Below are 13,401 nucleotides of genomic sequence, written 5' to 3'. Positions count from 1 at the left end.
AACTACAAACTGGAAAATGCGGAATGTTAAAGAGAAGAGAGGTATTTTTATTATGAAACAGAAAGCAATGGATATGAAACTTGTAGTAAAACCGTTGGTTGGATGTCTGACACATACACATTTCTGGGAGGGACCATGTCGTGCCGGACATAAAGAGGATATGACTGTTGAAGCTGAGACAAAAGCAGCTGATGAGGCATTCAAAAATTCAGTTAAGGGATTACAAGGGGTTATTGATGAGGTAGAATTCACGGAGCCTGTGGATGTCCGTTATAATGAGTCTTTTGTTGTAGATAAAGACCTTTTTGCAAAAATCGGAGAGGATGTTGATGAGATCGATTGCTTCCTCTGCATGGGATGGAGAATTCCTAAGCTTGAGCGTTTCGGAAAGCCGGTCGTTATCTGGCAGAACGGAAACGAAGGAATTGATTTTGCAGCATACTGCCGTTCCATCGGAGTAGAGGCATATGTATGTATGGATCTTCAGGATGTGAATGAGATCATGCATATTCTCTGGGTAAGAAAAGCAGTTCGCAATACAAGGGCGCTTGTACTGACAGCAGGATCTCAGCCTACATTCGGAATTCAGAGTCTGATCCGCGATCCGGAGATCCTTCGTCAGCGTTACGGAGTTGAAGTGGTGAAGCTTCCATTTACATCCATTTTCAAATATATGGATGAGATCACAGATGAGGAAGCAAAGCCGATTGCAGATAAGATCATTGCTGGATCTACTGATACACAGGTAAACACAGACTGGTTTATCAATGACGTGAAATATTATCTGGCTGCCAAAAAGATGATGGATATTTATGACTGCAACGCTTTCTCAACCGCATGTCATGAGCTCTGTACAACAGAAATCCCGCAGAACCGTAAATTCACACCATGTATGTGTCATTCCATCATGAAAGACGAGGGAATTCCAAGCGGATGTGAGGAAGACCTTAACGCATTGATGGCCATGCTGATCATGCAGTATGCCGGAAAACGTCCGGCATTCATGGGTAACCCGAACCACGAGACAGACGAGCTTCTCCGCATCCACCATGCAGTACCGGCTCTTCAGATGAACGGTTATGGAACAAAACCGCTGGCATACAAACTCTGGGCATTCACAGGCCAGGGATTCGGTGGAAAACTGCAGGTTGACTTCACAGAGAACGATGATGATTATATCACACTTGGACGTTTCAATCCGGCAGGCGATACCATGTGCATCAAGAAAGGCAAGGTTATCCGTTCTGAATATGCAGATACATACTGCAGTCCGTTCTACTACATCCAGATGGACGATGCAAGAGAATTCATGCACAATCTTGCAGGATTCGGACATCATCAGGTGCTGATCTTCGGTGATTACACAAAGATGATCAAGAAGATTGCAAAAATTATGAACTTCAATATTCTGGAAGGATGATTGGATGATATATCTGAACAACGGGGCAACTTCCTGGCCGAAGCCCCCTGCTGTTTTGGAAGCTGTGCAGGCGTGTCTTAGCGGCACGCCTGCTTCGCAGTTCCGGGGCGGCAGCTCGATCATGAAAAAAGATGTGGAAGTACTTTGCCGGGAAAAACTGGGACAGCTCCTTGGAATCAGGGAAACAGAGAGAATATTTTTTACATCAGGGGCAACAGAAAGCATGAATACAGTCCTTGGGGGGCTGGACTACGGTGAAAAAGGCAGTAGCATCCTGGTAACGCAGACAGAGCATAACAGTGTGCTACGTCCGGTATATAATCTGGAACAGCTGAGAGAACATCCGGTGCTGGTGACGAAGTGTACGATAAACGGGACAGTGACGGAAGAAGCCCTGGAAACAGCAGTACGACCGGACAGCCGTGTGCTGATCGTGAACCACTGTTCCAACGTGACAGGCTGTGTGCAGGATATGGAGATGATCCGGGAATTTGTAAAGAGACATGGACTGATCCTGATCGTGGATGTGTCGCAGAGTGCTGGCTGTATCCCTGTTGATGCAGATAAATGGGAAGCAGATGCGCTTATTTTTACAGGCCACAAAAGCCTGATGGGAATTCAGGGAACCGGCGGATTTTATGTCAGGAGCGGAATTGAGCTGAAGCCTCTGAAATATGGGGGAACCGGAAGAAACAGCGCACAGCTTACCTACGAGAACAAAGATTATGAGTATGAGGTAGGAACTCAGAACATGCCGGGAATCACAGGACTTCTGGCTGGGGCGGAGTTTATTGAGCAGACAGGACTTGCGGCAATTATGGAAAAAGAAGATCGTCTGATGGAAATGCTTTATTGTGGTCTGGAACAGATAGAGGGTGTAAGGATCTACGGAAACCATGACGTATGCAGAGGACCTGTGATGAGCCTGAATTTTCAGGGACTGAAAGCTTCGGATGCTGCGTATATTCTGGAAAGCGGATATGGGATCATTGTCCGTTCAGGGCTTCACTGTTCGCCATTGATCCATAAGGCAATGGGAACAGAAGAGGGCGGAACTGTGAGAGTAAGTGTTTCGTGGTTTACGGAGGAGAAGGATATAAAGGAATTTTTAGGAGCTGCGAAGGAAATAGCAGCATCTGTGGCACGGAATATTTAGCAGGCAAGTTACAGAGCAAATTTATACGGATGTATTACGAAGAACGATCACAGGAATCAGTCATATAGGGCAGACAGCAGATCCACGGGAAATCTGCCTGTAAAGAAAAGGGGAATACACGATTATGAAAATAATAGGAAAACAGCCTTCTAGGGAAAAATGTGCAGAATCCGGCTGGTTTGCCTGGGATTATCTTCTGGATGAACCGGTAGAGCGGGAATTCATCCTGAAGCTGAGACCATTGGGTGGATTCACATATCTTGATATGCTGAAACAGCCGTTTTTTAAGATTGACAGCGATTACTATATGATAAAAGGAATTCAGGGTAATGATTATTTCCGCATTGCTGTCCATGGGAAGCACGAAGATCAGCTGGAAGAGTTAGAACGAACTATCACAGATTGCATGGAAAAATAATATCTGCTATAATATTGTGAGCGTAAGAAGACACTGGAAAGGCTGCCGGTCCTGCCGGAAACAGCTGATGCGATGACAGTGTCTGCGTTTACAGGAGGCAGAATTTGCGATTAGAGAGAGACAACATACCCCTTGACAAAGAATTTCCTTTTCAGATTTCAGAGGTGGAACTGACACCGGAGAACAGTCGGCCTGGAAGTTATCACTGGCACAGCTATTTCGAGATCACCTGTGTGTTGGGGGGCAAGGGAAATTATTTTGTAAACGGGCAGGAATATACAATGGAAGAAGATGACATCATCATCTTCAATAATGTGGAGCCTCATGGATGGAAGCTGATCGGTGGAGACATGAAGCTTCTTGTGATGATCTTTTCACCGGAATTCGTGGCCGAAAAGCTGAGTATTTTTGATACGGAATATCTGAAGCCTTTTGTTGAGAGAGGAAGTAATTTTAAGAACCGTATCGGCAGGGAAGAAGAGGTAAGCGGAGAGATCCGTTCCAGTATCTGGGAGATCTATCACGAATGGCAGCAGAAAAAAGAAGGCTATCCGCTGATGATCAAGGCGAATGTACTTCGCATCCTTACCATGCTGATCCGGGCTTATCAGGATGAGAGCAAGTCAGGGGAAATGCTCCGTGAGAAGAAAAATGCAATGAAGCGTCTTGAGCAGGCTTTTAATTACATAGATGATCATTACTGTGAGAAGATCACTCTGGAAGAAGTTGCTTCTTCCGTATATATGAGTTCCAACTATTTTTCTTCTTATTTCCGTAAGGTGACAAATATCAGTTTCAGCGATTATGTCACAAGGATGAGGATCAACCATGCGCGTGAGCTTCTTCGAGAAACAGATAAAAATGTTACGGAAATCGCCATGGAATGCGGATTTAATAATATTTCCAATTTTTACAGACTTTACAAAAAACACGTGGGGAAACCGCCGAAAGATGAGAAGCAGAAGAAACAGTAAAAATAGTTAAAATTCATGAGCGGATAAGTCATAGACGGAAATCAGGCTTCGATGTTAGGATAAAAGTAAGAAATTTTGTCCTGATATCGGAGCTTTTTTATTAGAAAGGCTCCGATATCAGAAACGGAATATTAATGTCTGATTTACCGGACAGATAAGGAGAAGGGAAATTATGGTTAAAACAGATAGCTATGTACAGTTTGAAGCAGGAAAGCTGACATACCGGGTGGTTCCGGTGACAGAGGAGATCATCCGCATGATCGTTTCCGGAAAAGAGATCAAAGAGGCACAGGACTCCCTGATCATTGAGAAAAAAGAATATCCTGAGGTTGATTTTTCAGCAGAGGAAAATGCAGGAAGTATCATTGTGAAAACTGTGAAAGTTTGTGCAGAGATCAACACTGCATCCGGTGATATCATCTGGAAGCATGCAGACGGAAACAAGTGGCTTTCCCAGAAGAAACCGGAACTGACTGAAACAGATGTGATCCACTATAATACAGGCGATGAGGAGCCGATCATCAACCGTGTAAAGACAGTTGACGGTGAGAGGAATTTTATCCAGAATCTGAAAGCTGAGAAAGTAAGAACAGCATATCGTGGAAAACTGTTCTTCACATGGAAAGAGGATGAGGAAATCCATGGGCTTGGCCAGGCAGAGGAAGGTATTTACAATTACAGAGGTCACTGCCAGTACTTATATCAGCATAACATGCGTATCCCGATGCCGGTTTTGGTTTCCACAGAAGGATATGGAATTCTTGTTGACTGCTGTTCACTTATGACTTTTAATGATGATCTGAAAGATTCCTATCTGTTTCTGGATACTGTAGATCAGATCGATTATTATTTTATGGGCGGTCATACTATGGATGAGATCATCCATGATTACCGTTATCTTACAGGCAAGGCGCAGATGCTGCCGAAATGGGCTTATGGCTATGTACAGTCCAAAGAGCAGTATTACACGGCAAAAGAGCTTCTTGAGATTGTTCGCCACTACCGTAAGATCGGGGTTCCGCTTGACTGTGTGGTACAGGACTGGAATACCTGGGATCCTGGAAACTGGGGCGAGAAGATCCTGGATCAGAAGCGTTACGGAGATATGAAAGAATGTGCGGAGGAAATCCACAAACTGAATGCCCATACCATGGTTTCCGTATGGCCGAATATGAATGCAGGCGGCAAGAACCATACAGAGTTTTTTAAGACTGGTCATCTTCTTTATGATTATGCGACTTATGATGCTTTTAATGAAGAAGCGAGAGAAATGTACTGGAAACAGGCACAGGAAGGACTTTTTGACCAGGGCTTTGATTCCTGGTGGTGCGATTCCACAGAACCGTTTTCCGGTCCTGACTGGAGTGGTGCAGCAAAGAGAGAGCCATGGGAAAGATATGAGCTTGTCGGCGGTGAGCACAAGAAATATCTGGATCCTGCTGTTGCCAATGCTTTTGCACTGATGCATGCAAAGGGAATTTATGAGAATCAGAGAAAAACTACAGAAGAGAAACGAGTTCTTAACCTGACACGTTCCGGCTATGCTTCCGGCCAGAAATATTCTGCAATGCTGTGGTCAGGCGATACCTGTGCATCCTGGGATAATCTTAAGACACAGATCGTGGAAGGCCTGAATATGGGACTGAGTGGATATCCATACTGGACACTGGATATCGGCGCTTTCTTTACAGTTGCTGATAAGTGGCAGAACCGTGGATGCGGCTGCAACACAGATCCGGAGCCGAAATGGTTCTGGCAGGGCAAATATAACGAAGGTGTGAAGGATAAAGGATACTGTGAGCTGTATACAAGATGGCTGGAGATGGGAACCTTCCTTCCGATGTTCCGTTCCCATGGAACTGATACACCAAGAGAAATCTGGAACTTTGGTGAAAAAGGAACCATGTTCTATGATGCCATCGAGAAGTTTATCAAGCTCCGTTATCATCTGATGCCGTATATTTATTCCCTTGCAGGTGCTGTACATTTTAATGATTATACGATTATGAGAAGCCTTCTCTTTGACTTCCCGGAGGATAAAGAAGCACGCAAGGTTGAGAATGAGTTTATGTTCGGACCGTCCCTTCTGATCTGTGCTGTTACAGAGCCGATGTATTACGGACCGGAGAGTACTGAGCTCCATAGAGAGAAAACATGGAAATGCTATCTCCCGGCAGGTACGAAATGGTACGATTACTGGACAAACAAGGAGTATGAAGGCGGCCAGTACGTAACCGTAGATGCTCCGATCGACCGGATGCCGATCTTTGTAAAAGCAGGAAGTATCCTTCCTGTTGCAGAGGGACTTGTATATGCTTCCCAGAAACCTGAGGAGCCGGTGAAACTTATGGTATATCCAGGTGAAGACTGCAAGTTCACTATTTATGAGGATGAGGGAAATAACTACAATTTTGAAAACGGTGCTTATGCAACAACAGAGCTTACCTGGGATGATAAAACAGGAACTCTGACTGTTGGCGGGCGTCAGGGAAGTTATCCGGGAATGGAAGAAGTTTCCTATGTGACTGAAGTTGTAAAATAAATAAGCGATAATAAGGAAAGACTGTCTGAAAAGGTGCCTGGCATCTCTTTGGGCAGCCTTTTTTTACTCTATACATCGTGACGGCTTTCGGGTATAATTCTGTAATAAGGCATTTTTATGCCTGAGAAAAAACAACAGAAACGGGAGGATTTTACCATGATCATAACAACAACGCCATCTGTAGAGGGAAGAGCAATCCGTGAATATAAAGGAATCGCATTCGGAGAAGTGATCACAGGAGTAAATTTTATGAAAGATCTTGGAGCAGGTCTTCGGAATTTCTTTGGCGGCAGAAGCGCCGGTTATGAGGAAGAACTTCAGAAAGCCAGAGGAGAAGCCCTGGCAGAGCTGGAGCAGCGTGCAGGTGCAATGGGAGCTAATGCAGTGATCGGTGTGGATATTGACTACGAAGTGCTTGGTGCAGATAATGGAATGCTGATGGTAACAGCAAGCGGAACTGCTGTAGTGGTGGATTAAGGCTTATGGCAGCGGTAAAAAACGGACGTGAATACCTTTCACATGTGACAGAGTCATTAAAGCACAGGATCGCACAGCTGGATGAATCCATAGAGGCCGGACAGAAAGAAATCGAAGGTATGCATGAGTACTACTGGGAAAACTATACAGAGATGGACCAGTACGGTTATGAGAATTTTGATAACCAGCAGGCACTTCTCCATGAGATCAATGCCAGCAATGAGAAGATCGAACTGCGTCGGAGATTCAGGAAGATGATGGATTCACCGTTTTTCGGAAGGGTGGATTTCTGCTATGAAGGAGAAGATGAGCCGGAGATATTTTATATCGGAATTGCGAACCTGGCTGAGGAGAACGGCGGACTTCCGCTGATCTATGACTGGAGAGCACCTGTGTCCGGACTGTTCTATGATTTTGACAAGGGACCGGCTTCCTACCAGGCTCCGCTTGGCGAGATCCACGGGGATATTGCTGCCAAGTGGCAGTACAAGATCCGCGGTGGAAAAATGATCTATGAGTTTGAGAGTGATGTGAAGATCGACGATGAGATCCTGAAGGCAGAGCTTGGAAGCAACGGTGATGTACAGCTGAAGAATATTATCCGCACGATCCAGAAGGAGCAGAATGCGATCATCCGAAACACTTCGGATCGTATCATGGTGATCCAGGGAGCAGCAGGAAGCGGAAAGACTTCCATTGCCCTGCACAGGATCGCTTATCTCCTGTATCATGACAGGAAAAATCTGAAATCTTCTTCTGTGCTGGTGCTTTCACCGAATGGGGTGTTCTCGGACTATATTTCCCATATCCTGCCGGAGCTTGGCGAGGAGAATATCCGGGAGATGAGCTTTGACCTTTTTGCATACAAGAGACTGAAAAATGTTGTTTCTGACTGTGAAGACAGATATGATCTGATCGAGCGTCAGATTGCAGGATTATGCGATGAAAAGCTTCTGAAAGAGAAACTGTCACGGGATTTTCTGGATCGTATGGAAGGATATCTGGTGGAGCTTGAGGACAGCCTTATGAACTTCCGTGATGTGGAACACAGAGGCGTGGTCAAAAAAGAGCAGGAGATCATAGAGCTTTTTTACTTTAAATTCATGGATATCCCGCTGCTTTCCAGAATGGATGCAGTAGCAGAATATTTCATTGATGAGGTGGAGACTCTTAAGGGATTCGATCTTCCGGATGAGGAAAAGGAGGCTGTGAAGAGCCGTTTCTACAGGATGTATGAGACAAGAGATCTCTATGTACTGTACAACCGTTTCCTGAGACAGGAAGGTTTTCCTTCTCTTCCACAGGTTCAGTATGAAAAAAGAAAGCTGCGCTATGAGGATGTGTATCCGGTTTTGTATCTGAAATATCGGCTGGAAACTCAGCAGGAGGATTCCGGTGTGCGCCATCTGATCGTGGATGAGATGCAGGATTATTCCATGATCCAGTATCTGATCATTCAGAGACTCTTTAAATGCAGGATGACTATTCTTGGGGACAGAGAACAGACTATGGACGGCGAGCAACAGGATGTGCTGACATTTCTGCCTAAGATCTTTGGAAAAGATATACGCAGGATCGTGATGAACAAGAGCTACCGTAATACTGTTGAGATTGCGTCTTATGCCAATAAACTGGCGGGAATTACGGAAGTGGAGCTTTTTGAACGTCATGGAAAACCTGTTGTGGAAAAAGAATTTCCGGGGCTTGAGGAGGCACTGGAGAGCGTAGTGAGAGAGCTGCGGCTTGAGAAGCAGGCAGTCATAGCTGAGAATGCAGATGAAGGTGTTGAAGATATTATTTCATATGAAACAGCAGCAGTGATCGCAAGAACTGCAGATGAAGCAAGGGAAACTTACTACATTCTGAAGGAGAAACTGGAAGCAGAAGGCTTTGATACCAAGGAGCGTTTGTCCCTTCTTCACAGAGACAGCACAAACTTCCAAAAAGGCCTGACTGTCACAACATTCTACATGGCAAAGGGTCTGGAGTTTGATCAGGTATTTTCTGTATTTCCTGGGCAAGACCGAAGTCAGATCGTGGAGCGGGCGAGATATATTGCGGCGACGAGAGCTCTTCATGAATTGTATATGTATGAAGTTGTGAAATAAAATATAAAAAGTCATTTCAGAAGCCGGATGCTTTGGGAACAGAGCATAACCGGACGTCGTGAAATGACTTTTTTGTTTATATATACCTGGAAAATTTATTAACTGATCTGCTGGCTCTCTCCCTCATCTTTATATTCCAGAGGGCTTTTTCCTGTATGTTTCTTAAAGATCCTGCTGAAATATCCCTGGTCGTGATAGCCGCACATTTCACCGATCTGTTTTACAGAAAGGGAAGGCTCATGGATCAGCAGCTTCTGTGCATGGCTCATCCGGAGATTGATCAGATATTTGGTAGGGGTGCAGTTATAGACCTGACAGAAGATTTTGGTCAGGTAGCTGGGACTGTAGTTCATGGTTCCTGCAATCAGGTTCAGGTTGATATCCTCTGCATAATTCTGTACCATGAAGTTCTTGAGAAGCTCTGCAATCTGTCCCGGTGACATGCAGGAAGCACCTGGGGCGAATACGGTTTCGTAGTCATCACGTTTGATCTGAAGTTCCTGTTTGATCTTAAGGAGAACATTTTGGAGTTCGTCCGGATCTACAGGCTTCAGAAGGTAATCAGAAACCTTCAGCGTGATGGCTTTTTTTGCGTATTCAAAATCAGAAAATCCGCTGGTGATCACAAATTTCGTAAAGGGAAACTGATCACGGATCCTGGTGAGCAGGGTGATTCCGTCCATGACGGGCATCTTGATATCCGTAAATACCACATCCGGGCTCATCTGTTCCACCAGCGAGAGGGCCTGTGCACCTGTCTGTGCTGTGCCGATCACCTGAAAATCAGGATCTGCTTTTTCAATCTTATGTACCAGATTATTCAGAAGAAGTTCTTCATCTTCTGCCACAATAACAGTATAGTTCATAGTATTATTCCTCCGCATCTGTCTGAAAATACCGTCCAATAGAAACAATTCCGTGGCCGTCCGCTGTATTTCCATACCTGAAAATGATGTCATCTTTGCAGAAGAGTTTCCAGCGGAGAAATACATTGACAGTGCCAAGACCGTTGATCTTCAAAGCAGGCATGCCGGGATTTCGAATGGCATTCATGATATCTGAATTTATTTTTTTCTTGGCTTTTTCAGTGAATCCCGGTCCGGTGTCTGTAACATCGATCTGCCAGCTGTTTTGGTTTATTGTACTGCTGATTGTGATAGTCCATGGCGGTTCGCAGTCAGAACCATATTTGATAGCGTTTTCCACAATAGGCTGGATGATCAGCTTCGGAACCGGCTGATCCAGAAGAGATTCATCCACATCAATGGAATAATTCAGACTGGACTGGTAGCGGACCTTCATGCAGTAGAGATATTTCTGGACATAATCAAGCTCTTCGCGGAGTGTTACAGTTGTTTCAGCAGTATTGGTAATATACCGCATGATCCTGGAAAGATTGCGGCACATTTTTTCCACGGTATCCGTATCTCCGTTTTCTGCAAGCACCATAATGCTGGAAAGAGAGTTGTAATAAAAATGAGGATTAATCTGACTCTGCAAAGCCATGCTGCGTGCTTTCATTTCCTGCTCCTTGGCTTCGTTAAGCTGAGTCATGGAATCTTTTAGGTTATCGCTCATCAGCTGGAATGCCTGATACAGTTCTTCCAGTTCATTGACGGAAACCGGATAGGAAGTGACTTTTTCCTGGCCGAGAGTGTCCAGTTCCATACGTTGGATAATGTGCTTCAGGTGTTTCACCGGTTTTACTACAGAGCGGGAAAGCCTGTAGGAAACGATTACTGCTGCGGCAAGAAAAGCAGCAACAACAGCCAAAAGGATCTTCAGCATTTTGTATACAGGGGCAAGGATCACAGATTCCGGCTGGATAGTCAGATAAGTGTAGCCTGTATATGCGGAATTCAGTCTGGAGACGTATTCTTTCTGATCTGTGACGGGACTCTGTATGGTAAGGGTATCCTGGTCAGAATCAGTAAGTTTGTAATATTTTGAAATATCATTGGTATCGTCGGCTGTGATATCATAAGGATAGATAAGATCGCCGGACTCATTGAAAACATAGACACTGGCAGCATTTCCGTGATTTTTTTTCTCATAGGAAATGATGCTCTTAAAGATGGATTTACATTGTTTGGCGGTTTCAATCACGCCGACACCACGGCCGTACTGGTTGGTGAAGGAGCGGTACAGGGAGATGAACCACTGGGGATAGCGGGCAGATTTTGAATAGACGTAAGTGCTGTAAGGAGCTGTCAGGACTTTTTTTCCGTTGGCTTCACGGGCTTTCTGGATCCATTCATTATGAGAGTCGTTGCTTTTTTTGACCATGGTGGAAAGGCCGGCCTGGAGCACATATCCGGAGAAATCATAAAGATTTACCTGATCTGCTTTCAATTCAGTGCCGCTTAAGGAGATAAAAAGATCGGACATGGCAGAAAGCATTTCATCGGAAATATTAAGGTCAAATTTCTGGTCGAGAACGGATTTCGACATGTTGCTGTAATTGATGTTTACAGATACAGTGTCAAGATTCTGGATTGCAGAGTCTACCTGGGACTGAAATGTGGAATTTAAGGTGCTCATGGCACTGATCTGGCTTTTCTTCAGCTGCCCGGATGCAAAAACATAAAAGAATATGGCAAAAGAAAAAAGGATCAGACAGGCCATGCCAAGATAGGCAATAAAAAGTTTAGACTGCAGACTGCGTGTTTTCATATCAATAAGCCTCCCTGTGTGTGTAAAGTGGTCGTGCAAAACATTGGCTAAAAGTATAGCACATTTGTAAAAAAAGTACAAACCACAAAAAGAAGGTTCAGAAATATTGCTTAAAAACGCACATGGAGGCTTGTGCAATATCACAAAAAATATGAAAAAAGTATAATAAAGTGTGAAAAAAGTACAAATACAGGACAGGAATATCCATGGCTTTAAAAAATAGTAAATGATAAACTATTATCATCAAAGAACGGAACGAAACACAGTTCAAAAAAAAGGAGGAAACAATAATGAAAAGAAAGAGATTTCTGGCAGTAGCCTGTGCAGCAGCAATGATCGCTTCCATGACTACAGGGCTTGCAGTGAACGTATCTGCAGCAGATAAGAAGAGCGATTTCGCAGGCGAGGAGCTCAGCATCCTGGTTTCAGCAGGATGGATGGACAACCGTTATGATGAGACCATCAAACGTTTTGAGGACACCTACGATGTTACGGTAGACCTTCAGACAATTCCGGCTGACCAGTATTCAGATCTTCTTCAGTCAAAACTTGCTACAGATTCCTGTGCAGACATCTTCTGGATCCAGTCCAGCCCGTTTGCGATCGAGTCTACCATCGTTGATCCTGAGAAATACTGCATCGACTTTACAGGAGCTTCCTGGGAGAACATTATGCCGGAGACAAGAAAAGAGTCCTGCGTATACAATGACAAACTGTACGGACTTCAGATCTGGAACGCATCTCCGGAGTATGTAATGGTTTACAACAAGACACTGTTCGAGGAGAACGGTTGGGAAGTACCGACAACATATGATGAGCTGAAAGAGCTTTGCGGTAAGATCCAGGATGCAGGAATCACACCATGGTTCATGCCTGGTGCAGATGGATGGCAGCATCAGCTGGCATTCTTCCAGATTGGCGGTGTTTATGAAGAGGCAACACCTGGTCTCTATGATGATTTAAATACAAACAAAGCTACATTCGCAGACAATGAGAAGATGCTTGAGGTTCTCAATGAGTTCAAAGAGCTTTCTGATGCAGGATACTTCGGAGATGACTGGATCGGAACAGACAGCACAAACATGTCTAATGAGTTTGGTGACAGAAACTGTGCAATGGCACTTGCAAACTCCAGTTTCATCAAACAGATCCAGGAAGATACAGGCACATCTGATGAGTTCGGAATGTTCCTTGAGCCACTTGGCGACAACACCTGGTATCCAAGCAGCAACTCCGGCCCGACAATGTTCGGTTACAAAGGAACAGAGCATGAGGATCTTGTAAAAGAGTTCTTCAATTTCGTTACAACAACAGAGAGCCTTCAGGAAATCCTTGACAACTCTCCGGCATACACAAACCTTGATGTAAACGATGACAATCTTGAGCAGCACTGGCTGCCAGAGGAGCAGGAGTTCCTTAAGACAGTTCCGGATGACAAGAAGACTGTTGTAACACTTCAGACAGGTACAAAATATACAAACGACTACTGGACACAGTTTGGTCAGGATATGGTTGCATTCTGCCAGGGCGAGATGGAAGCAAACGATGTTCTTAAGAACATGGATACCAACCGTGCTGAGGCAGCAAAAACTGTAGGCGACGAGAACTGGAAGTAAGCAATACAGAATTATTG

General features: G+C 44.6%; 10 protein-coding genes. 8 read left to right on the top strand and 2 right to left on the bottom strand.

Features of this window, described 5'->3' with window-relative positions; genetic code table 11:
- Nucleotides 1-52 precede the first annotated feature (52 nt).
- The 7 genes from EAI83_RS04425 (at nt 53) to EAI83_RS04395 (ending at nt 9,095) form a co-directional block, all read left to right on the top strand.
- The gene (locus tag EAI83_RS04425; protein ID WP_092068733.1) at nt 53-1,420 is read left to right on the top strand and encodes a hypothetical protein; all 1,368 of its coding nucleotides are present in this window, start codon (nt 53-55) and stop codon (nt 1,418-1,420) included.
- A gap of 4 nt (nt 1,421-1,424) precedes the next feature.
- On the top strand, nt 1,425-2,576 hold the full coding sequence (locus EAI83_RS04420; protein ID WP_129974674.1) for an aminotransferase class V-fold PLP-dependent enzyme: 1,152 nt from the start codon (nt 1,425-1,427) through the stop codon (nt 2,574-2,576).
- Nucleotides 2,577-2,700: 124 nt separating this feature from the next.
- Nucleotides 2,701-2,994 (top strand): hypothetical protein, encoded by a 294-nt coding sequence (locus EAI83_RS04415; protein WP_110103239.1) that lies wholly within the window; start codon nt 2,701-2,703, stop codon nt 2,992-2,994.
- Between the two features lie 104 nt (nt 2,995-3,098).
- The gene (locus tag EAI83_RS04410; protein WP_092068404.1) at nt 3,099-3,968 is read left to right on the top strand and encodes an AraC family transcriptional regulator; all 870 of its coding nucleotides are present in this window, start codon (nt 3,099-3,101) and stop codon (nt 3,966-3,968) included.
- 172 nt (nt 3,969-4,140) lie between these two features.
- Nucleotides 4,141-6,510, top strand: a complete 2,370-nt coding sequence (locus EAI83_RS04405; RefSeq protein ID WP_129974673.1) for a glycoside hydrolase family 31 protein — start codon at nt 4,141-4,143, stop codon at nt 6,508-6,510.
- Nucleotides 6,511-6,666: 156 nt separating this feature from the next.
- Nucleotides 6,667-6,987: a putative heavy metal-binding protein gene (locus tag EAI83_RS04400; protein WP_015527228.1), complete on the top strand. Its 321-nt coding sequence runs from the start codon at nt 6,667-6,669 to the stop codon at nt 6,985-6,987.
- Between the two features lie 5 nt (nt 6,988-6,992).
- Complete coding sequence (locus EAI83_RS04395; protein WP_129974672.1) at nt 6,993-9,095, top strand: HelD family protein; 2,103 nt, start codon at nt 6,993-6,995, stop codon at nt 9,093-9,095.
- 98 nt (nt 9,096-9,193) lie between these two features.
- Here the strand turns inward: EAI83_RS04395 and EAI83_RS04390 are convergent, their stop codons facing one another.
- Nucleotides 9,194-9,961: a response regulator transcription factor gene (locus EAI83_RS04390; protein WP_129974671.1), complete on the bottom strand. Its 768-nt coding sequence runs from the start codon at nt 9,959-9,961 to the stop codon at nt 9,194-9,196.
- Nucleotides 9,962-9,965: 4 nt separating this feature from the next.
- Nucleotides 9,966-11,768, bottom strand: coding sequence for a sensor histidine kinase (locus tag EAI83_RS04385; RefSeq protein ID WP_129974670.1), 1,803 nt, complete (start codon nt 11,766-11,768; stop codon nt 9,966-9,968).
- A 290-nt stretch (nt 11,769-12,058) separates the two neighbouring features.
- Between EAI83_RS04385 and EAI83_RS04380 the strand changes: the two genes are divergently transcribed.
- Nucleotides 12,059-13,384, top strand: coding sequence for an ABC transporter substrate-binding protein (locus EAI83_RS04380; protein WP_129974669.1), 1,326 nt, complete (start codon nt 12,059-12,061; stop codon nt 13,382-13,384).
- Nucleotides 13,385-13,401 lie beyond the last annotated feature (17 nt).

The sequence above is a fragment of the Blautia sp. aa_0143 genome (genome assembly GCF_004167315.1).
GTDB lineage: Bacteria > Bacillota > Clostridia > Lachnospirales > Lachnospiraceae > Blautia_A > Blautia_A fusiformis.
The sequence above is the reverse complement of the archived record's forward strand: the minus strand, read 5'-3'. Positions and strand labels throughout refer to the sequence as shown.